This window comes from Paracoccus sp. SY (assembly GCF_002901215.1).
GTDB lineage: Bacteria > Pseudomonadota > Alphaproteobacteria > Rhodobacterales > Rhodobacteraceae > Paracoccus > Paracoccus acridae.
Window position 1 is genome coordinate 117,630 of record NZ_NWMQ01000005.1, and the last position, 21,169, is coordinate 138,798.

Genomic DNA, 21,169 nt, shown 5'->3' on the forward strand with positions numbered 1-21,169 from the left:
CGGCGGGACATGGAAAGCCCATGTTCCGCCTTCGTTCGCATCCGCGGTGGAATTACCGTCCCCGGATGCGGGGATCCATCGCGTCGCGCAGCCCGTCGCCGATATAGTTGACGCACAGCACCGTCAGCGAGATGAACAGCCCCGGCAGGATCACCCGCGACGGATACTGGATCATCTGGTCCACCGCGTCGTAAAGCAGCCGTCCCCAGGTCGGGAAGTCGGGCGGAAAGCCCAGGCCCAGGAAGGACAGCGCGCTTTCTGTGATGATCGCCGTGGCGATGCCCAGCGTGGCCGCGACCATGATCGGCGACAGCACGTTCGGCAGCACATGGCGCAGGATCATGCGATGCGCGGGGGTGCCGATGGACTTGGCGGCCAGGATGAATTCGCGTTCCTTCAGGCCCAGCACGTCGCCCCGCACGATGCGCGCGGCCTGCATCCAGCTTGTCGCGCCGATGGCGGAGACGATCAGGATGAAGGTGCCCATGGCGGGACCAAAGGACTGCGACAGCGGCTCGCGGAACAGGGTGACCATCAGCAGCAGCAGCGGCAGCAAGGGCAGGGCCAGGAACAGTTCGGTCATCCGCATCAGCGGCGCATCCAGGCGGCGGAAATATCCCGACGTCACGCCGATCAGGCTGCCCAGCGAGATCGCGATGATCATCGCGGTCAGCCCCACGGCGATGGACACCCGGCCCCCGGCCATCAGCCGGGCCAGCATGTCGCGGCCCAACTGGTCCGTGCCCAGCGGATGCGCGGCGGAAAAGCCCGAATTGCGGGCGCGGATGTCCACATAGGTCGGGTCGATGGTCCAGATGTAAGGGCCGACCAGGACGAACAGGATGGTCAGGATGAACAGCACCAAGGCCACCATCGCGCCCTTGTGGCTGCGGAACTGCCGCCAGACGTCGCGCCACTGGCTGCGGGTTTCCCCGCCGGCGTGAAGGGGATTGTCCGGCGGCAGGGCGGCCGTGGCGCCTGCCGCAGCGGCGGTCGCGTCCACGGTCTCGCGCAGGTCCAGGTGATGCTGGCGTTCGGTGTCAGTCATAGCGGATCCTCGGGTCCAGGATGCCGTAGAGGATGTCGGCAATCAGGGTGAACAGCACGATCAGGATCGCGAAGATGAAGGTCAGCGTCAGCACCATGGGAATGTCGTTGCCGTGGATGGCGGTGATCAGCAACTGGCCCAGGCCGTTCACCTTGAAGACCTGTTCCGTGATGATCGCGCCGCCGAAGACGGCGGGAAGGCCAAGCGCGATCACGGTGATGACGGGGATCAGGCTGTTCCTCAGCACATGCTTCAGGACCACGGTCCGTTCCGACAGGCCCTTGGCGCGGGCGGTGCGGACGTAATCCTGGCCCAGATTGTCCAGCATGGACGCGCGCATGAAGCGGCTGATCTGCGCCGCGTTGTACAAGGCCAGCACCGTCACCGGCATGACCATCTGCCGGACCTGCGCCCAGAAGCTGTCCCAGTCGCGCACCACAAGCGTGGTGTCATAGACCGACGGGAACCATTGCAGCTTCACCCCGAAGATGATGATCAGCACCACGCCGGTGAAGAAGGTGGGCATCGAGAAGCCGATCATCGACACGAAGGTGCCCAACTGGTCGAACCAGGAATACTGCTTGTAGGCCGAGATGATGCCGATTGGCAGCGCGATCAGCACGCCCACCAGATAGGAAAAGCCCACCACGGTCAGCGTCTGCGGCACGCGTTGCGCGATCACGTCGAAGACCGGGCTGCGCGACTGGAAGCTGATGATGCGCTGCATCCCGGCGCTGAACTGCGTGCCGAAGACATGGTCGAACCAGTACAGCGGCTCGACCCAGAAGAACTGCTTCAGCCACAGGACATAGCGCACATACCAGGGCGATCCCAGGCCAAGCGCCTCGCGCATTCGCTCCTTCACCTCGGGCGGGACGGTCAGCGGCACGTCGCCCAGCGGATCGCCCGGCGACGCCTCCAGCAGCAGGAAGATCACCAGCGATATGAACAGAAGCGTCGGGATCGCCAGCAGCAGGCGGCGGATGGTGAATGTCAGCATCGTGTGCCTCGGTCAGGGCGCTTCGTTTCGGCGCGGATGTCGTTGGGATTGACCGGTGTGAAACCGGCCCCGCGACGGATCGCGGGGCCGGGCGGGATCACTGCTGCACGCGGGTCCAGTCGGCCACGTTCCACAGTTCCGAATCCCAGGCGTTGATCTGGACGCCGCCCAGGCTGTTCGAATGGGCCGAGGCCGTGCCGCGATAGATCAGCGGGATGATCGCGTTGCTTTCCTTGGTCAGCATCTCGTTCAGCTTCTGGCCGATCTTGCCGCGTTCGGCGGGATCGACGGTCTTGCCCAGTTCGACCAGCAAGGCGTCATAGGCCGGGTCGCAGTAACGGCTGATGTTTTCGCCCTGCCACTGGTTCGCGGGGCTGGGGGCCTTGTCGCAGGTCCATTTCGCCAGATAGGGCGCAGGATTGCCGCCCTCGAAGTTGTCGGCATACATCTGCACGTCGGCATAGAATTTCTGCAGCGTGTCGGGCGAACCGGGATCGGTGCCGAAGAAGACCGAGGCATCGACGGTCTTCAACTCGGTCTCGATGCCGATTTCCGACCACCACTGCTTGATCAGCGCCTGGAAGTCCTGGCGCACCGCGTTGACCGAGGTCTGGAAGACCATCTTCAACTGCACGCCGTCCTTTTCGCGCACGCCGCTGCCGCCCACGGTCCAGCCCGCCTCATCCAGAAGCGCCTTGGCGCCCTCGATGTCCTGGGTCAGGCATTCCTGGTTGGGCGATGCCCAGGCCTCGGGCGCGGGGACATAGTTGCAGGTCGGCTGCCCCGAGGCGCCATAGCCGATTTCCGTCAGAAGCTGGCGGTCGATGGCCATCGACAGGGCCTTGCGGACTGCCGGGTCGGTCAGGAAGGGGTGGGGATGGGCGTTTGTCGAACGCTCTCCCTCGGGGTGGGACGACGACGGATCGGTCAGGTTGACGTGGATCCGTTCGACCAGGCTGCCGAAGGCCGCGCTGACCTTGCCGCGGCCCATCTGCTCCATCCCGGCGATCACGTCGGGGGAAAGCTGGGTGTTCCAGGCGTAATCGTATTCGCCCGTTTCCAGGACCGAACGCGCCGCAGCGGCCGCATCGCCGCCGCCCTTGATGGTGGCGGTCGCGAAGGCGGGCTTGGCCGGGTCGCGGTATTCGGGATTGGCCTCGAAGGTGATCACGTCGTTGGTCAGGAACTGCGTGACGCGGAAGGGACCGGTGCCGATGGGGTTGAAGTTCTGGTCGGTGCAGGTCGGCGCATTGGCGCCCAGGCAGTTCTCGAACTGGGCCTTCTGGATGATCGGTCCGTTCGCGCCCACAAAGGCCGAATAGGGATCGGGCATCGGTTCGGTGAAGTTGATCTTGACTGTCAGGTCATCGACCGCCTCGATCGACTCGATCCCCTCGAACTTGGCAAGCTGCGAACAGCCGCCCTGGGGGTCCATGCAATACTGGCCGGAGAACACCACGTCGGCCGAGGTGACGGGCGTGCCGTCCGACCATTTCAGCCCTTCCTGCAGCTTCCATGTGACCGATTTCAGATCCTCGGCAATGCCGCCGTTTTCCAGGGTCGGGATTTCGGCCGCCAGGCGCGGGACATGCTCGCCCTCGGGGGTCATGCTGGCCAGCGGCTCCAGCACCATGCTGGACGCGATCAGTTCCTTGGTGCCCCCCGAAAGATACGGGTTCATCGTGGATGGGGCCTGCCACATGATGATGTTCAGGGCGCCGTCGCTGCCGCGTTCGGCCATGGCGGCGGGGGCAAGGGCCAGGCTGGCCGCAGCGCCCATCAGCAGTGTCTTCAGCTTCATCGATCTCTCCTGTCGGAAGTTGCGACCCGCAGGCGCGGGGTCGGAACGCTTGGTGCCTTTGGCAGGCTTATATCGTTGTTTTTCCTTGGGTTGCCGGGACATTGTTCCGATCCCGCCATCCGCGGAATGCAATCAGTTTCAATCGAAGCCCGTTTGGAAAGCAAGCGTTATCGCGTGACACAAGCGGGGTCTTTCGCCTTTGACATTTCCCGCCCGCCCGCTAGCCTTTCCCAAAAGCACAGGCCGGGGGCGACGGGATGCTGGACGACAAGCCGCTTGTTTCCATCGAGAAGCTTCGGGTCGAGTTCGAGACGGGCGACGGCATCGTCGTCGGCGTCAAGGATGTCAGCTTTTCCATCAATCCCGGCGAATGCGTCTGCGTGGTGGGCGAATCCGGGTCGGGCAAGTCGGTCAGTTCGCTGTCGCTGATGCGCCTGGTGGAATTCGGCGGCGGCACCATCGCGGGCGGGCGGCTGATGTTCGACGGGGGCGACGGCAAGGTCATCGACCTGGCCCGGCAATCCTCGCCCGCGATGCGCGACATCCGCGGCAACCAGATCGGCATGATCTTCCAGGAACCCATGACCGCGCTCAACCCGGTCTTCACCGTGGGCGACCAGTTGACCGAAGGGCTGATGGTCCACCGCAACATGACCAAGGCCCAGGCCCGCGCCCGCGCGCTAGAAATCCTGCGCCAGGTCCGCATTCCCGAACCCGAACGCCGCATGGACCAGTATCCGCACGAACTGTCGGGCGGGATGCGCCAGCGGGTCGTGATCGCCATCGCCATGGCCTGCGAGCCGCGCCTGCTGATCTGCGACGAACCCACCACCGCGCTGGACGTGACCATCCAGGCGGAAATCCTGGCGCTGATCGACCGGCTCAAGCGCGAAAAGCGGATCGCGGTCCTGTTCATCACCCATGACATGGCGGTCGTGGCGCAGATGGCCGATCGCGTGGTCGTCATGTATCGCGGCGACAAGGTCGAGGAAGGCCCGGTCGAGCAGATCTTCGAGAGCCCGCAGCAGGATTACACCAAGATGCTGCTGGCCGCCGTGCCGCGCCTGGGCGAGATGACGGGCAAGGCGGCACCAGAACGGATGCGCCTGATGCGCGACGGCACCGTCAGCGCGCCGGAACCGATCATCGTGAAGGATCCGAAGCCCTTGCTGACGGTCGAGGGCCTGACCACCCGCTTTGCCGTCAAGGGCGGGCTGCTGCGCCGAACCGTCGCGCGCGTCCATGCGGTCGAGGATGTCAGCTTCACCATCAACGCAGGCGAGACGCTGTCGCTGGTGGGCGAATCCGGCTGCGGCAAGTCCACCTGCGGGCGGTCGATCCTGCGGCTGGTCGAGCCGGAGGGGGGCAGGGTCGATCTGGGCGGCACCGACATCCTTGCCCTGTCGCCCCGCGAATTGCGCCGGGCGCGCCGCGACATGCAGATGATCTTCCAGGATCCCTTCGCCAGCCTTGATCCGCATATGAAGCTTTACGACCAGGTGGCCGAACCGATGGAGAATTTCGGCATCGGTTCCCGGTCCGAACGCCGCGACCGCATCGCTGCGCTGTTCGACCGCGTGGAACTGCCGCGCAGCTTCATGCGCCGATACCCCCACGAAATGTCGGGCGGCCAGCGCCAGCGCATCGCCATCGCCCGCGCGCTTGCGCTGAACCCCAAGCTGATCATCGCGGACGAGGCGGTGTCGGCCCTGGACGTCTCGGTCCAGGCGCAGGTCCTGAACCTGCTGATGGAATTGCAGGGGGATCTGGGCATTTCCATGCTGTTCATCAGCCATGACATGGCCGTGGTCGAACGCGTCAGCCACCATGTCGGCGTGATGTATCTGGGCCGGATCGTGGAAATCGGCACGCGCCAGCAGGTGTTCGAGAACCCGCAGCACAATTATACCCGGCAGTTGATGGCCGCCGTGCCGGTCGCCGATCCTCGCCAGAAGAAGATCAGCGAGGATCTGAACTTCAGGCCGATCCCCTCGCCGATCCATCCCGTCGATTATCGGGCCCAGCCTTCGGTCTATAAAGAGGTCGCGCCGGGTCACAAGGTGCTGGTCGAGCCTGCGACGCATCACTGATGCCGCTCTGCGCCCAGGACCATGGAACAGGATCGGCACGATAGGGTCTCGTGCCTTGTTCCTTCAGGATTATCGCAATGCCCTGGATCCGGCTGTCGGACCCCGGCAGACGGCTTGCACAGCCTGCATAAAGGGTTCACCCTGTCGCCCGTGAAGGAGACCGAACATGCCCGTCAAGAACCGCTTTGCCGAACTGCTTCCCGAAATCACCGCATGGCGCCGCGATTTCCACGAACATCCCGAACTGCTGTATGACGTTCACCGCACCGCAGGCCGGGTGGCCGAACTGCTGCGCAGCTTCGGCTGCGACGACGTGGTCGAAGGGGTGGGCCAGACCGGCGTGGTCGGTGTCATCAAGGGCAGGACCGACAGCAAGGGCCGCGTGATCGGGTTGCGCGCCGACATGGACGCCCTGCCGATCAACGAGCAGACGGGCCTGGACTATGCCTCCAGGACGCCGGGCAAGATGCACGCCTGTGGCCATGACGGCCATACCGCGATGCTGCTGGGGGCCGCGAAATACCTGGCCGAGACGCGCAACTTCGACGGCACCGCCGTGGTGATCTTCCAACCCGCCGAGGAGGGCGGCGGCGGCGGCGACGCCATGGTGCAGGACGGTCTGGTCAGCCGCTGGAACATCCAGGAATTCTACGGGATGCACAACATGCCGGGGATGCCGGTCGGCAGCTTCTCGATCAAGCCTGGCGCGATGATGGCCGCGGCGGACCAGTTCGACATCACCGTCACCGGCAAGGGCGGCCATGCGGCCAAGCCCCACGAATGCATCGACACCACGCTGACCGCCGCGCAGATCATCGTGGCGCTGCAATCGGTCGTGGCCCGCAACATCGACCCGCTGAAGAACGCCGTGATCTCGGTCTGCGTGGTCAGCACGGATTCGACCGCGCATAACGTAATCCCCCAGGTCGTGAAGCTGAAGGGCACCGCCCGCAGCCTGGATCCGGCGGTCCGCGAGCAGCTGGAGGAAGGCATCACCCGCGTCGCCACCAATGTCGCCGCCGCCATGGGGGCCACCGCGCAGGTCGATTACCAGCGTGGCTACCCGGTCACCATGAACGATGACCAGGCGACCGTCTGGGCGGCCGAGGTGGCGCGCGACATCGCGGGCGACGTGAACCTGGACATGCAGCCGATGATGGGGGGCGAGGATTTCAGCTATATGCTGAACGAAAGACCCGGCGCCTATATCTTCGTGGGCAATGGCGACACGGCGATGGTCCACCACCCGGCCTACAACTTCAACGACGACGCGATCCCGGCCGGTTCCAGCTGGTATGCCGGCATGGTGGAATCGCGGATGCCTGCCGCCTGAACGCCCTTGCCGCCGGGGGATGTCGCGCCAGCCCCCGGCGGTGTCGGAAACATGATTGTCATTCCGCCGCAATCGTCCGAAATGCTGTCAGCCTGACAGCCAAGGAAGCGGAGCCTCATGAAAAGCTATACCCTGCGCGTGACCTGTGCCTCGACCCGCGGGATCGTGGCCGCGATTTCCGGCTATCTGGCGGGGCACGACTGCAACATCACCGACAGCGCGCAGTTCGACGACACCGAGACCGGCCGCTTCTTCATGCGCGTCAGCTTCCGGTCCGAAGGCCAAGCCACGCTGGGGCAGTTGCAGCAGGGCATCACCCCCATCGCCGAACGCTTCGGGATGGAGGCCGAATTCAGCGACGATGCGGTGAAGAAGAAGGTCATCATCATGGTCAGCCGCTTCGGGCATTGCCTGAACGACCTGCTGTATCGCTGGCGGATCGGCGCGCTGCCCATCGACATCGTGGCGGTGATTTCCAACCACATGGATTACCAGAAGGTCGTGGTGAACCACGACCTGCCCTATTACTGCATCAAGGTGACCCACGAAAACAAGGCGCAGGCCGAGGCCGAACAGATGCGCATCGTCCGCGACACCGGCGCGGAACTGATCGTGCTGGCACGCTACATGCAGGTTCTGTCGGACCAGATGTGCCAGGCCATGTCAGGCCGGATCATCAACATCCACCATTCTTTCCTGCCGTCGTTCAAGGGCGCCAATCCCTACAAGCAGGCCTATGAACGGGGGGTCAAGCTGATCGGCGCGACCAGCCATTACGTCACCGCCGACCTGGACGAAGGCCCCATCATCGAACAGGACACCGTTCGCGTCACACACGCCCAGTCGCCGGGCGATTATGTATCCTTGGGCCGCGATGTCGAGGCGCAGGTCCTGGCCCGCGCCGTCCACGCCCATATCCACGGTCGGGTTTTCCTGAACGGCGAAAAGACCGTGGTCTTCCCGCCCTCGCCCGGCAGCTATGTCAGCGAGCGGATGGGATAAGAAGAAGGGGGGCTTTGCGCCCCCGCCGCGCTGACGCGCGACTCCCCCGCAGGATATTTTCGCCAAGGCAAAGAGGCGAAAGGTTTTCTTAACCTTTGCCTGCTATGACCGTCTCACGGTACAGGCGGGGACGCCGATGACCGTCCAAGGCAAAGCGCCCCGTTTCCTTGCGGAAGCGGGGCGTCATCCTGTTTGCCTTGGCTGAAATATCCCGGGGGGTTCGGGGGGCTGGCCCCCCGTTCCTTCTTATTGCGGCAGTTCGGCGTTGATGCCTTCGACGAAGAAGTTCATGCCCGACAGTTCCTCGTCCGTGGCCGTCTGGCCTTCGGCCAGCCAGGCGGAGCCGTCGGCCTTGTTCAGCGGGCCGGTGAAGGGATGGTATTCGCCCGCCGCGATCTTGTCGCGCAGGGCCTCGGCCTCGGCCTTCACCTCGGCGGGGACGGCCTCGGTGATCTCGCCGATGGCGACGATGCCGTCGCCGATGCCGCCCCAGACGGCTTCGGGCTGCCAGGTGCCGTCCAGGATGCGGCCCACGCTTTTGACGTAATGCGCCCCCCAGTTGTTATAGACCGAGGACACGCGCGGCGTCGGCGCAAAGGAGGCCATGTCGCTGGCCTGGCCGAAGCCGATCTTGCCCTGCTGCTGCAACTGCGCCAGGGGCGCGGTCGAGTTGGTGTGCTGCAGGATCACGTCCACGCCCTCGGCCATTAGGGCGTTGGCGGCGTCGGCCTCCTTGGCGGGGTCGAACCAGGTATAGGCCCAGACCACGCGCATCTCGACATCGGGATTGACCTTCTTGGCATGGATATAGGCCGAGTTGATGCCCTGGATCACCTCGGGGATGGGGAAGGTCGCGATATAGCCGATCTTGTTCGACTGGGTCATGCGGCCGGCGATGGTGCCGGTGACGGCGCGGCCTTCATAGAAGCGGCCGTCATAGGTGCCCACATTGTCGGCGCGCTTGTAGCCGGTGTTGTGTTCGAACTTCACGTCGGGGAACTTGGCCGCGACGTTGATGACCGCGTCCATATAGCCGAAGCTGGTCGCATAGATCACGTCGTTGCCCGCCAGCGCCAACTGGGTCAGCGCGCGTTCGGCATCGACGCCTTCGGGGATGCTTTCCAGATAGGTGGTTTCGACCCGGTCGCCGAATTCCTCCTCGACCGCAAGGCGGCCCTGGTCGTGCTGATAGGTCCAGCCGCCGTCGCTGACCGGGCCGACATAGATGAAGCCGACCTTCAGCGGCTCGTCCTGCGCCCAGGCGGGCAGGGCGAGGCTGATCGTCGTCATGGCGGCGACGCTGGCGATAAGCTGTCTGCGGTTCATGTGTCCCTCTCTCTGATTGGCCCGGCGCGGTCAGCGCAGGGCGTGGAAATCCTGCCCCAGCGATCCGGGGGCCGCGCCGCCCGCGCGGCGGCTGAACTTTTGCCGGGCCGAGATGGCGACCAGCACGATGATCGTCGCCAGATAGGGCGCCATGGACAGAAGCTGCACCGGCACCCGCACGCCTGCCGCCTGCAGGCGCAGTTGCAGCACCGTGACGCCGCCGAAAAGCCAGGCCCCCGCCAGCACGCCGACAGCCGTCCAGTTGGAAAAGACCACGATGGCAAGCGCGATCCAGCCTGCGCCCGCGGTCATGCCTTCGGTCCATTGCAACACGGTCGCGACCGAGATGAAGGCCCCGCCGATCCCCGCCATGGCGCCGCCAAAGGCGATGGCCGCGATGCGGACGCGCCGCACGTCATAGCCAAGCGCATGGGCCGCGTCGTGGTTTTCGCCCACGCCGCGCAGGATCAGGCCCGCGCGCGACCGGTTCAGGAACCACCAGATCGCGGGCACCATCGCCAGGCCCAGCCAGACGATCCAGTTCAGGCCCAGTGGTCCGGCGGCCATGCTGGGCGCCTTCACGCCCTCGACCGGTTTGCCGAACAGCGCGGCCAAGCCCAGGCCGAACAGCGTCAGCGCAAGGCCCGAGGCGACCTGGTTCGACATCAGGAACTGCGTCAGGATCGCGAAGGGCAGGGCGACCAGTGCCCCTGCCAAGGCCGCCACGGCGAAGCCCAGGAAGGCGTTGCCGCTGTAATAGGCGGTGGCAAAGCCCGACAAGGCGCCCACGATCATCATCCCCTCGACGCCCAGGTTCAGGACGCCCGCGCGTTCCACGACCAGTTCGCCCAAGGCCGCGAACAGGATCGGGGTCGAGGCCGACAGAAGCAGCAGGAACAGGGCTATGGGGTCGATCATGCCGTGACCCTTCTGGTGATGCGGTAACGGGTCAGCAGGTCGAAGCCCAGCAGGAAGAACAGCAGCATCCCCTGGAAGACCTGGACGGTGGCGGCGGGCAGGTTCAGCGTCAGTTGCGCCAGTTCCCCGCCGATATAGGTCAGCGCCAGAAGCAACCCCGCCAAAAGGATGCCCACCGGATGCAAACGCCCCAGAAAGGCCACGATGATCGCGGTGAAGCCATAGCCCACGCCGACCTTGTCGGTGATCTGGCCCGCCGGGCCCGCGACCTCGAACAGGCCCGCCATGCCGGCAAGCGCGCCTGACAGGCCCAGGCAGAAGGCCACCAGCGTCTGGGGCTTCACGCCAGCAAAGCGCGCAGCGCGGGGGGCGGTGCCTGCGGCGCGGATATGGAATCCGCGGATATGGCGGCTCATCAGGAACCAGGTCGCCAGCACCGCGATCACCGCCGCGACCACGCCCCAATGCGCGCCGGTCCCGGCGATCAGTTCCGGGTTCGAGGCGGCGGGATATTGTTGCAGGTTGCGCGATCCGGGCATCCCGAAGCCCTCGGGGTTCTTCATCGGCCCGAAGGCCATCCAGGCGGCGATACGCTGCGCGACATAGACCAGCATCAGCGACACCAGGATCTCGGACGCGCCGAACCAGTTGCGCAGCAGCGCGGGGATCATGCCCCAGGCCCAGCCGCCAAGGGCGCCCGCGATCACCATGGCGGGAAAGATCCACATCTCGGGGGCGGGATAGGCGGCAAGGGCGACGGCGGCGCCGGTGATGGCGCCGATGATGTATTGCCCTTCGGCCCCGATGTTCCAGATGCCAGCGCGAAAGCCCACGGCAAGGCCGGAGGCGATCAGGATCAGCGGCGCGGCCTTGACCAGCAGTTGCGGGCGGGAATAGCCGGCGGCGGGTCCGAACAGCGGATCCCAGAAGATGGTGCGGATCGCGGAGACGGGGTCATAGCCCATGATCGCGAACAGCAGCCCGCCCGCCAGCATGGTGGCCGCCACCGCCATGACCGGCGTCGCGATCTGCCAGAAGACCGAGGTTTCGGTGCGGGGGACAAGGCGGATCATAGGTGGGCCACCTCCATCCCATGCGCGCCGCCCAGCATCAGGCCGATCTGGTCCAGGGTCAGTCCATCGGTCGGAACGGGGGCGGAAAGGCGGCCTTCGTTCAGCGCGCAGAAACGGTCGGAAAGTTCCAAAATCTCGTCCAGGTCCTGGGAAATCACGATCACGCCCGCGCCCTGGCCCGCCAGGTCCAGCAGCGACTGGCGTACGGCGGCGGCAGCGCCTGCATCGACGCCCCAGGTGGGCTGGTTCACCACCAGCACGCGGGGGGCCTGCATCACCTCGCGCCCGATGACGAATTTCTGCAGGTTGCCACCCGACAGCGCCTTGGCGGCGGTGCCAGGGCCGGGGGTGCGAACGTCGAAGGCGCGGATCACGTCCTGCGCGAAGGCGCGGGCGGCGGCGCGGTCGATCAGGCCCTTGCGGACCAACTGCTTGCGCGCGCCCGCCGTCAGCAACGTATTGTCGGTCAGGCTGAAATCGGGAACGGCGGCATGGCCCAGCCGATCCTCGGGCGCGGCCAGCAATCCCGCCGCGCGCCGTGCCTCGGGGCCAAGGCGCGACATGTCGGCCCCTTCCAGCAGGATCGTGCCGGGGGCGCTGCGCGTCTCGCCCGACAGGGCGGCCAGCAATTCGTCCTGGCCGTTGCCCGCGACGCCGCCGATGCCCAGGATCTCGCCTGCGCGCAGGGTCAGGGCGACGGATTTCAGCGCCGTGCCTTCCGCCGTGGGGGCAGGCAGGGACAGGCCCTTGACCTGCAACAGAACCTCGCCCGCCTGGCGGCCGCTGCGGTCGATGGGACGCAGTTCCCCGCCCACCATCATCGCGGCCAGCGTCCGGGCGGAATGTTCACGCGGATCGCAACTGTCCACCACCCGGCCATGGCGCAGGATCGTGGCGCGGTCGCAATGGGTGCGGATTTCTTCCAGCTTGTGGCTGATATAGAGGATCGCGGTCCCGTGGCCCGCCAGCTTGCGCAGGGTCGCGAACAGCAGTTCGGCCTCTTGCCGGGTCAGGACGCTGGTCGGTTCGTCCATGATCAGCAGGCGCGGGTTCTGCAACAGGCAGCGGATGATCTCGACCCGCTGGCGTTCACCCGCCGACAGGGTGACGACGCGGCGGGCGGGGTTCAGGGGCAGGCCGAAATCCTGGCTGACCTGCGCGATCCGGGCGGAGAGTTCGCGCCGGCGCGGCGGGTTTTCCATCCCCAGGGCGATGTTTTCGGCCACCGTCAGCGCGTCGAACAGGCTGAAATGCTGGAACACCATCGCCACGCCTGCCGCCCGCGCGGCCCGAGGGTCGGCGGGCTGGTGCGGCTGGCCGTTCAGGGTCATGTCCCCCTCGTCCGGGCGGACAAGGCCATAGATCATCTTCACAAGCGTGGATTTGCCTGCGCCGTTCTCGCCCAGCAGGGCATGGATTTCGCCCGGCGCGACGGTGAAGGACACATCGTCATTGGCGCGGACACCGGGATAGGATTTGCCGATCCCCCTGGCCTGGAAAACTGCCGCGTCGGTCAAACTTTGTCCCCTTGGTCAAATCCTTACCCATGCTTATCGCGCAAGTGACGCCCAGGGCAATTGCGCTGTTTCGGCAGGTTGCGATAGATGTCTGACCATGCCCGCAAAAACCCCCCGATTCATCCATCTCCGCACACATTCCGAGCATTCCTTGCTGGAGGGCGCCATCCCCGTGGGCAAGCTGCCTGGCTTGGCGGCGGATGCGGGAATGCCCGCCGTCGCGCTGACCGACACCAACGCGATGTTCGCCGCGCTGGAATTCAGCGTGAAGGCGATGGACAAGGGCGTGCAGCCCATCATCGGCTGCCAGATCACCCTGCTGGACGGGGCGACGGGGCCGGTCGTGCTGCTGGCGCAGAACCAGGCGGGCTGGCTGAACCTGATGGCGCTGTCCACCTGTCTTTACCTGCGCGACGGCGGCGCGCTGCCCCATGTCACGGTCGATGAGTTGTGCAAACATGCCGAGGGCCTGATCTGCCTGACCGGGGGGGCGACCGGGCCGCTGGGCTGCCTGATCGCGCAAGGGCAGCGCGACAAGGCCGATGCCCTGGCCGACCGCCTGGCGGCGGCCTTTCCGACGCGGCTTTACGTCGAATTGCAGCGCCATCCGGGCGAGAACGGCCAGTTGATGCCCGCCGAGGCCGCGTCCGAGGCCGGGCTGATCGACCTGGCCTATGCGAAATCCCTGCCGCTGGTCGCGACGAACGACGTCTATTTCCCCAAGGCGTCGATGTTCGAGGCCCATGACGCGCTGATCTGCATCGCGGAAAAGGCCTATGTGGACCAGTCTCAGCCCCGCCGCCGCCTGACGCCGCAGCATTACTTCAAGACGGCCGAGGAAATGGCCGTGCTGTTCGCCGACCTGCCCGAGGCGCTGGAAAACACCGTCGAGATCGCCCGCCGCTGCGCCTTCGCCGTCAAAAAGCACGCCCCGATCCTGCCGCGCTTCGCCGACGACGAGGTCAGCGAGTTGCGCCGCCAGGCGCGCGAGGGGCTGGAGCGTCGGCTGGCCGTCATCCCCCATGCCGTCAGCGTCGAGGAATACCACCAGCGGCTGGAGTTCGAGCTGGGCATTATCGAGCAGATGGGCTTTCCCGGCTATTTCCTGATCGTGGCCGACTTCATCGGCTGGGCCAAGGACCACGACATTCCCGTGGGGCCGGGCCGGGGGTCGGGCGCGGGGTCGTTGGTGGCCTATGCGCTGACCATCACCGACCTGGATCCGCTGCGCTACAACCTGCTGTTCGAACGCTTCCTGAACCCCGAACGCGTCTCGATGCCGGATTTCGACATCGACTTCTGCATGGACCGGCGCGAGGAAGTGATCCGCTATGTCCAGGGCAAATACGGGGCCGAGAAGGTGGGCCAGATCATCACCTTCGGCGCGCTTCTGTCCAAGGCCGCCGTGCGCGACGTGGGCCGCGTCTTGCAGATGCCCTTCGGCCAGGTGGACCGCCTGTCCAAGATGATCCCGGTCGAGGGCGTGAAGCCCGTCAGCATCGCCAAGGCTCGCGCCGACGAGCCCCGCCTGCGCGAGGCCGCCAAGGAGGAGGTCGTCAAGCGCCTGCTGGACTATGCCGAGCAGCTTGAAGGGCTTTACCGCAACGCGTCCACCCATGCGGCGGGCGTGGTGATCGGCGACCGGCCGCTGGATCAGCTTGTGCCGCTGTATCGCGATCCGGCATCCGACATGCCGGCCACGCAGTTCAACATGAAATGGGTCGAGCAGGCCGGGCTGGTGAAGTTCGACTTCCTTGGCCTCAAGACGCTGACGGTGATCCAGAACGCGGTGGACCTGATCAACGGCGGCGGGCGCCCGCTGCATGTGGCGGCCGACGGGCGCAAGCTTTACGATCCGGCGCCGGGGACGGAAAACCAGATCAACCTGATCCCGCTGGACGACAAGGCCACCTATGACCTGTTCGCCAGCGCCAAGACGGTGGCGGTGTTCCAGGTGGAATCCAGCGGCATGATGGACGCGCTGCGGCGCATGAAGCCCACCTGCATCGAGGATATCGTGGCGCTTGTCGCGCTGTATCGTCCCGGCCCGATGGAGAACATCCCGACCTATTGCGAGGTCAAGAACGGGCTGCGCGAACTGGAATCGCTGCACCCCTCCATCGACCCGATCCTGGCGGAAACCCAGGGCATCATCGTCTATCAGGAACAGGTGATGCAGATCGCGCAGGTCATGGCGGGATATTCGCTGGGCGGCGCGGACCTTTTGCGCCGCGCCATGGGCAAGAAGATCGCCAGTGAGATGGCCAAGGAACGCCCGAAATTCGTCGATGGGGCGGTGGCGAACGGCGTGGACGCCAAGAAGGCGGGCGAGGTCTTCGACCTGCTAGAGAAATTCGCCAACTACGGCTTCAACAAGTCGCACGCGGCGGCCTATGCCGTGGTCAGCTATCAGACCGCCTGGCTGAAGGCGAACCACCCGGTCGAATTCATGGCCGCGGTGATGAACTGCGACATCCACCTGACCGACAAGCTGGCGATCTACAAGCGCGAATGCGACCGCATGGGGATCACGATCGTGCCGCCCTGCGTGAACCGGTCGGCCCCCACCTTCAGCGTCCGCGAAGGCCGCATCCATTACGCCCTGGGCGCGCTGAAGGGCGTGGGGGTGGAGGCGATGAAGCTGATCCAGGACGCGCGGGGCGACACGCCCTTTCGCGACATCCACGATTTCGCCCGCCGCGTGGACATGAAGCGCGTGGGCAAGCGCCCGCTGGAGATGCTGGCCCGCGCCGGGGCCTTCGACGTGCTGGACGACAACCGCGCCCGCGTGGTCAAGGGCCTGGACGCGCTGTGTGCCTGGTCGGCGGCGGTGCAGGACCAGGCGGCCTCAAGCCAGACATCGCTGTTCGGCGGGGGCGAGGATTTGCCACCGCCGCGCGCGCCCATCACCGGGGTCTGGCTGCCGACCGAGAAGCTGGCCGAGGAACACAAGGCCGTGGGCTTCTATCTGTCGGGCCACCCTCTGGACGATTATCTGCCCGCGCTCAAGCGCAAGAAGGTCATGACCCTGGCCGAGATCAGCCAGGAGGCCTTGGGCGGGCCCCTGGTCGCCAGCATCGCGGGCACGGTCGCCGCGCGGATGGAACGCAAGTCCGCCAAGGGCACGCCATATGCCTTTGTCAGCCTGTCGGACCCGACCGGACTGTACGAGGTGACGGTGTTCTCGGACCTGCTGACCGCCTCCCGCGACCGGCTGGAGCCGGGGCAGAACGTGGTCTTGCAGGTCAAGGTCGAACCCTCGGGCGACGGGGTCAAGATGCTGGCGAACTCGGTTGCGGCCATGGACGAGGTGGTGGCGGACGCCGGGGCGGGCTGCCTTGCCGTGGAAATGCAGGGTAGCGACACCATCGCCCGCCTGGCCGAGACGCTGGCCCGCATCCGGACCGAGATCACCGTGCCCGCCCGGTCGCGCGGCCCCGTGTTGCTGCGCATTCGCGAAGGCGACGAGGTGATCGAGATCGAGGTGGCGAACGACGCGCCCCTGACCACCCCCGCCCGGCAGGCCCTGCGCGCCGTGCCGGGCGTTCTGGACGTGGTCGAGGAATAGCTTTGGCCCTAGGCAAATGTTCGCGTTTCGTGCTAGGCCTGCGGAAAACCGAAAGGGCAGTTGATGCGCGTTCTGGGCATTGATCCGGGGCTAAGGAACATGGGTTGGGGCGTGATCGCGGTTGACGGATCGCGCCTGCGCCATGTGGCCAATGGCGTGATCCAGACCGACGCGGGTGACCTGGGCGTGCGGCTGTTGCAGCTTTATCGCGGCCTGACGGCGGTGATCGCGGCCCATGCACCGGATGCCGCAGCGGTCGAACAGACCTTCGTCAACAAGGACGCGGTCGGCACGCTGAAGCTGGGCCAGGCGCGCGGCATCGCCCTTCTGGCCCCGGCGGAAGCCGGGCTGGCGATCGGCGAATACGCCCCCAATGCCGTGAAGAAGACCGTGGTGGGCGTGGGCCACGCGGGCAAGGAACAGGTGCAGCACATGGTCAAGGTCCAGCTTCCCGGCGTCACCTTCGACAGCGCGGACGCGGCCGACGCCCTTGCCATCGCGATCTGCCACGCCCGCCACCTGCAGGGCCGCAGCCTGCGCATCGTGGAACGGTCCGCATGATCGGCCGCATCGCCGGGATCATCCTGCACCGCGCCCGCGACCACGTCCTGATCGACGTGCGGGGCGTGGGCTATATCGTCCATGTCAGCGAACGCACCGCCGCCAGCCTGCCGCCGGTGGGACAGGCGGTCGCGCTTTATACCGACCTGATGGTGCGCGAGGATCTGCTGCAACTGTTCGGCTTTCCGTCCATGCTGGAAAAGGAATGGCACCGGCTGCTGACCAGTGTGCAGGGTGTCGGCGCCAAGGTGTCGCTGGCGATCCTGGGCACGCTGGGGGCCGAAGGGCTGGGCCGCGCGATTGCCCTGGGCGACTGGGCGTCCGTCCGCAAGGCCAATGGCGTCGGGCCGAAGCTGGCGCAGCGGGTGGTGCTTGAACTCAAGGACAAGGCGCCCTCGGTCATGGCGCTTGGGGCGACCCTGACGGTGGACATGGGCGTCCCGCTGGTCGAAGCCGATACAGGCGGATCTGTTCCCGAACCCGCCGCCGTCGCCGCACCTGCGGCGCCATCGGACGCCATGCTGGCCGCGCGCGCGACCTCGGACGCGCTGTCGGCGCTGACCAATCTGGGCTATGCTGCCAGCGAGGCCGCGCAGGCCGTGGCCGAGGCGCAAGCGCGGGAACCGAACCTCCAGACCCCTGCGTTGATCCGCACGGCGCTGCGCCTGCTGGCGCCGAAGGAATAGGGGACGCCGATGCACGGGAACGCCAAGGTCTTCATCCTGATGGCCGCCATGACTGCCTTGGTCATGGTGCTGGGCTGGATGCTGGGCGGGCAGGGGGGCGCGGTGGTCGCGCTGTTGCTGGCCGGTGGCATGAACGTCTTTTCCTGGTGGAACAGCGACAAGATGGTCCTGCGCCAGCAGGGCGCGGTGGAACTGTCGCCCCAGCAGGGCGGCGATCTTTATGCCATGACTGCCGAGTTGGCGCGGCGCGCCGACCTGCCGATGCCCAAGCTTTATCTGCTGCCCACCGAACAGCCCAATGCCTTTGCCACCGGCCGCAACCCGGAAAACGCCGCCGTGGCCGTGACGCAGGGGCTGGTCCGTTCCCTGTCGCGCGACGAGATCGCCGGCGTGATCGCGCATGAACTGGCCCATATCAAGCATCGCGACACCCTGACCGTGACCGTGACGGCGACCATGGCCGGGGCCATCGCCATGATGGGCAACATGATGCTGTTCACGGGCGGGCGCGACGACCGGGGTGGCGGGCTTGGGGCGATCCTAGCGATGATCTTTGCCCCCATGGCGGCCATGATGGTGCAGATGGCGATTTCCCGCGCGCGGGAATTCGAGGCCGATGCGACGGGCGCGCAGATCTGCGGGCAGCCGCGTGCCTTGGCCTCGGCCCTTGCGAAGATCTCTCAACTGGCGGGGCGCACGCTGAACATCCCGGCGGAAAAGAACCCGGCGGCTGCGTCCATGTTCATCGTCAACCCGCTGGGCGGGCTACGCATGGACCGCCTGTTCGCCACCCATCCCGCGACCGAGGACCGGATCGCACGCCTTGTGGCGATGGAGGGGCGCCCGGCCATGGCCGAACGTGCCTCGCCCATTCCGCGCAGCGGCGGGCGGCGCGACGATGGCCCCTGGGGGCGCGGATGATCCAGCCCGATCCCACCCTGCGCCCCGAACCGATGGACAGCGATTCCGAGGACCGCGCCCTGCGCCCGCAGATGCTGTCCGAATTCGTGGGCCAGGCCGAGGCGCGCGCCAACCTGCGCGTCTTCATCGAAAGCGCCCGGATGCGCGGCAAGGCGATGGACCACACGCTGTTCTTCGGCCCGCCTGGCTTGGGCAAGACCACGCTGGCGCAGATCATGGCGCGCGAACTGGGCGTGAACTTCCGCATGACCTCGGGTCCGGTGCTGGCGCGGGCGGGGGATCTGGCGGCGATCCTGACCAACCTGGAAGCCCGCGACGTGCTGTTCATCGACGAGATCCACCGCATGAACCCGGCGGTCGAGGAGATCCTTTATCCCGCGATGGAGGATTTCGAACTGGACCTGGTGATCGGCGAGGGTCCCGCCGCGCGCACGGTGCGGATCGAGCTGCAGCCCTTCACGCTGGTGGGGGCGACGACGCGGCTGGGCCTGTTGACCACGCCCCTGCGCGACCGTTTCGGCATCCCGACGCGGCTGGAATTCTATACGATCCCCGAACTGGACCTGATCGTTCAGCGGGGGGCGCGGTTGATGGGCATCGACGCCGACCCCGAGGGCACGCGCGAGATCGCCCGCCGGGCACGCGGCACGCCACGGATCGCCGGCCGCCTGCTGCGCCGCGTGGTGGACTTTGCCTTGGTCGAGGGCAATGGACGCCTGACCCGCGAGATCGCCGATACCGCGCTGACACGCCTGGGCGTGGACGACATGGGGCTGGACGGCGCCGACCGGCGCTATCTTCTGCAGATGGCCGACCATTACGGCGGCGGCCCGGTGGGCGTGGAAACCCTCTCGGCCGCCTTGTCCGAAAGCCGCGACGCGATCGAGGAGGTGATCGAGCCCTATCTGCTGCAGCAGGGCCTTATCGCGCGCACGCCGCGGGGGCGGCAGCTGACCTCGGGCGCCTGGCGGCATCTGGGGCTTGCGGCGCCGGTGCCGGCGCAGCAGGGGACGCTGTTCGACGGCTGATGCGGCAGGGGGCGCTGCCCCCGTCGCGCCTTGCGCGACTCCCCCGGGATATTTTCACACAGAAGATGCAGCGGCCGGTGTCACGGTGTCAGGCCCTGGGGGTCGGGCAGGCCATTGGCGCGGGCCGTGGCGGTCAGGGTATTGGCCAGAAGGCAGGCGATGGTCATGGGGCCGACGCCGCCCGGAACCGGGGTGATCGCACCGGCCACGCGCGCCGCCGCATCGAAATCCACATCGCCGACAAGCCCGTCATCGCCGCGGTTGATGCCCACGTCGATCACCGTCGCGCCCGGCTTGATCCAGTCGCCCTGGACAAAGTTCGGCCGCCCCACGGCTGCGACGACGATATCGGCCTGGCGGCACAGATCGGGCAGGTTGGCGGTCCGCGAATGGGCGACCGTCACCGTCGCGCTGTCGCGCAGCAGAAGCTGAGCCATCGGCTTGCCGACGATGTTGCTGCGCCCGATCACCAGGGCATTCTTGCCTGACAGGCTGCCCAGCCGATCGCGCAGCAGCATCAGGCAGCCCAGCGGCGTGCAGGGCACCATGGCCTTTTGCCCGGTCGCTAGCCGCCCGACATTCAGGATGTGAAAGCCGTCCACATCCTTCGCAGGGTCGATGGCGTTGATGACCGCCGCCTCGTCCATGTGGGGTGGCAAGGGAAGCTGGACCAGGATTCCATTGACGTCCGGATCGCCATTCAGCCGCCCGATCAGCGCCAGCAGGTCGTCCTGCGACGTCTCGGCGGGCAAGCGGTGTTCGTACGAGTTCATGCCGACCTCGCGGGTCATCCGCCCCTTGGACTTCACATAAACCTGGCTTGCCGGATCCTCGCCCACCAGCACCACGGCCAGTCCCGGTGTTATGCCGTTGTCCTTCATCGACCGGACCTGCGTGGCGATGCGGGTGCGCAGGTCGGCGGCGAAGGCCTTGCCGTCGATCAGGGTGGCTGACATGGGCGTCGTTGCTGTCACGGGCGGTCTCCGTTCAGATGGCGGTCTTCCTGCGCGATGGCGGCTTCGACCAGTTGCCGCCAGATATTCTCGATCAGCGCGGGATCCAGGCCGCGCGATGCGGCGTGACGGCCCGCATTTGCGACCACTTCCTCGACCCGGTCATCAATCCGGGCGGGCAGGCCGATCCGTTCCTTGATCCGGGCCGCCTGGGCAATCAGGGCGTGACGCTGCGCCAGAAGACCCACAAGCTGTTCGTCCAGTTCGTCGATACGGGCGCGCAGCGTCGCCATGTCCGGGATGTCCTCGATCCGCATCGGACCCTCCAATTCGCTGGCAGGGGG

17 protein-coding genes are annotated in these 21,169 nt (G+C 66.4%); 8 read left to right on the forward strand and 9 right to left on the reverse strand.

The genetic code is table 11. The features are described 5' to 3' along the window. Window positions 1–52: 52 nt before the first annotated feature. From CK944_RS06520 to CK944_RS06530, 3 genes are all read right to left on the reverse strand, one after another. Window positions 53–1,048, reverse strand: coding sequence for an ABC transporter permease (locus tag CK944_RS06520; RefSeq protein WP_103172239.1), 996 nt, complete (start codon window positions 1,046–1,048; stop codon window positions 53–55). Next, window positions 1,041–2,048: an ABC transporter permease gene (locus CK944_RS06525; RefSeq protein WP_103172240.1), complete on the reverse strand. Its 1,008-nt coding sequence runs from the start codon at window positions 2,046–2,048 to the stop codon at window positions 1,041–1,043. Before CK944_RS06525 ends, CK944_RS06520 begins: the two co-directional genes overlap by 8 nt. A 97-nt stretch (window positions 2,049–2,145) precedes the next feature. Continuing rightward, window positions 2,146–3,849 (reverse strand): peptide ABC transporter substrate-binding protein, encoded by a 1,704-nt coding sequence (locus tag CK944_RS06530; RefSeq protein ID WP_103172241.1) that lies wholly within the window; start codon window positions 3,847–3,849, stop codon window positions 2,146–2,148. Window positions 3,850–4,106: 257 nt separating this feature from the next. Between CK944_RS06530 and CK944_RS06535 the strand changes: the two genes are divergently transcribed. The 3 genes from CK944_RS06535 (at window position 4,107) to purU (ending at window position 8,274) form a co-directional block, all read left to right on the forward strand. Then, window positions 4,107–5,939, forward strand: a complete 1,833-nt coding sequence (locus tag CK944_RS06535; RefSeq protein ID WP_192877731.1) for an ABC transporter ATP-binding protein — start codon at window positions 4,107–4,109, stop codon at window positions 5,937–5,939. A 166-nt stretch (window positions 5,940–6,105) separates the two neighbouring features. Next, complete coding sequence (locus CK944_RS06540; protein WP_103172242.1) at window positions 6,106–7,272, forward strand: M20 aminoacylase family protein; 1,167 nt, start codon at window positions 6,106–6,108, stop codon at window positions 7,270–7,272. Between the two features lie 117 nt (window positions 7,273–7,389). Beyond that, window positions 7,390–8,274 (forward strand): formyltetrahydrofolate deformylase, encoded by an 885-nt coding sequence (gene purU / locus CK944_RS06545; RefSeq protein ID WP_103172243.1) that lies wholly within the window; start codon window positions 7,390–7,392, stop codon window positions 8,272–8,274. 246 nt (window positions 8,275–8,520) lie between these two features. Here purU and CK944_RS06550 read toward each other — a convergent pair whose 3' ends face one another. The 4 genes from CK944_RS06550 to CK944_RS06565 are packed head-to-tail and all read right to left on the reverse strand — an operon-like array spanning window position 8,521 to window position 13,108. Continuing rightward, the gene (locus CK944_RS06550) at window positions 8,521–9,600 is read right to left on the reverse strand and encodes a BMP family ABC transporter substrate-binding protein (protein ID WP_103172244.1); all 1,080 of its coding nucleotides are present in this window, start codon (window positions 9,598–9,600) and stop codon (window positions 8,521–8,523) included. A 30-nt stretch (window positions 9,601–9,630) separates the two neighbouring features. After that, window positions 9,631–10,518 carry an ABC transporter permease gene (locus CK944_RS06555; RefSeq protein ID WP_103172245.1) on the reverse strand — a complete coding sequence of 296 codons (888 nt, stop codon included), beginning with the start codon at window positions 10,516–10,518 and terminating at the stop codon, window positions 9,631–9,633. Then, window positions 10,515–11,591 (reverse strand): ABC transporter permease, encoded by a 1,077-nt coding sequence (locus tag CK944_RS06560; RefSeq protein ID WP_103172246.1) that lies wholly within the window; start codon window positions 11,589–11,591, stop codon window positions 10,515–10,517. Before CK944_RS06560 ends, CK944_RS06555 begins: the two co-directional genes overlap by 4 nt. After that, window positions 11,588–13,108: an ABC transporter ATP-binding protein gene (locus CK944_RS06565; protein WP_103172247.1), complete on the reverse strand. Its 1,521-nt coding sequence runs from the start codon at window positions 13,106–13,108 to the stop codon at window positions 11,588–11,590. The genes CK944_RS06560 and CK944_RS06565 overlap by 4 nt, the downstream gene beginning before the upstream one ends. Window positions 13,109–13,205: 97 nt before the next feature. Between CK944_RS06565 and dnaE the strand changes: the two genes are divergently transcribed. From dnaE to ruvB, 5 genes are all read left to right on the forward strand, one after another. After that, window positions 13,206–16,676, forward strand: a complete 3,471-nt coding sequence (dnaE, locus tag CK944_RS06570; RefSeq protein ID WP_103172248.1) for a DNA polymerase III subunit alpha — start codon at window positions 13,206–13,208, stop codon at window positions 16,674–16,676. A gap of 63 nt (window positions 16,677–16,739) precedes the next feature. Further along, a complete protein-coding gene (ruvC, locus tag CK944_RS06575; RefSeq protein ID WP_103172249.1) occupies window positions 16,740–17,237 on the forward strand; it encodes a crossover junction endodeoxyribonuclease RuvC in 498 nt (165 codons plus the stop codon). Then, window positions 17,234–17,923, forward strand: a complete 690-nt coding sequence (gene ruvA, locus CK944_RS06580) for a Holliday junction branch migration protein RuvA (RefSeq protein ID WP_103172250.1) — start codon at window positions 17,234–17,236, stop codon at window positions 17,921–17,923. Before ruvC ends, ruvA begins: the two co-directional genes overlap by 4 nt. Window positions 17,924–17,932: 9 nt before the next feature. Continuing rightward, window positions 17,933–18,844 (forward strand): zinc metalloprotease HtpX, encoded by a 912-nt coding sequence (gene htpX, locus CK944_RS06585; RefSeq protein WP_103172251.1) that lies wholly within the window; start codon window positions 17,933–17,935, stop codon window positions 18,842–18,844. Further along, window positions 18,841–19,872, forward strand: coding sequence for a Holliday junction branch migration DNA helicase RuvB (ruvB, locus tag CK944_RS06590; protein ID WP_103172252.1), 1,032 nt, complete (start codon window positions 18,841–18,843; stop codon window positions 19,870–19,872). The genes htpX and ruvB overlap by 4 nt, the downstream gene beginning before the upstream one ends. A gap of 80 nt (window positions 19,873–19,952) precedes the next feature. Here the strand turns inward: ruvB and folD are convergent, their stop codons facing one another. Together folD and CK944_RS06600 are read right to left on the reverse strand one after the other, a co-directional pair. Further along, on the reverse strand, window positions 19,953–20,828 hold the full coding sequence (gene folD / locus CK944_RS06595) for a bifunctional methylenetetrahydrofolate dehydrogenase/methenyltetrahydrofolate cyclohydrolase FolD (RefSeq protein ID WP_103172253.1): 876 nt from the start codon (window positions 20,826–20,828) through the stop codon (window positions 19,953–19,955). 14 nt (window positions 20,829–20,842) lie between these two features. After that, window positions 20,843–21,142, reverse strand: a complete 300-nt coding sequence (locus CK944_RS06600; RefSeq protein WP_103172254.1) for a chorismate mutase — start codon at window positions 21,140–21,142, stop codon at window positions 20,843–20,845. Window positions 21,143–21,169 lie beyond the last annotated feature (27 nt).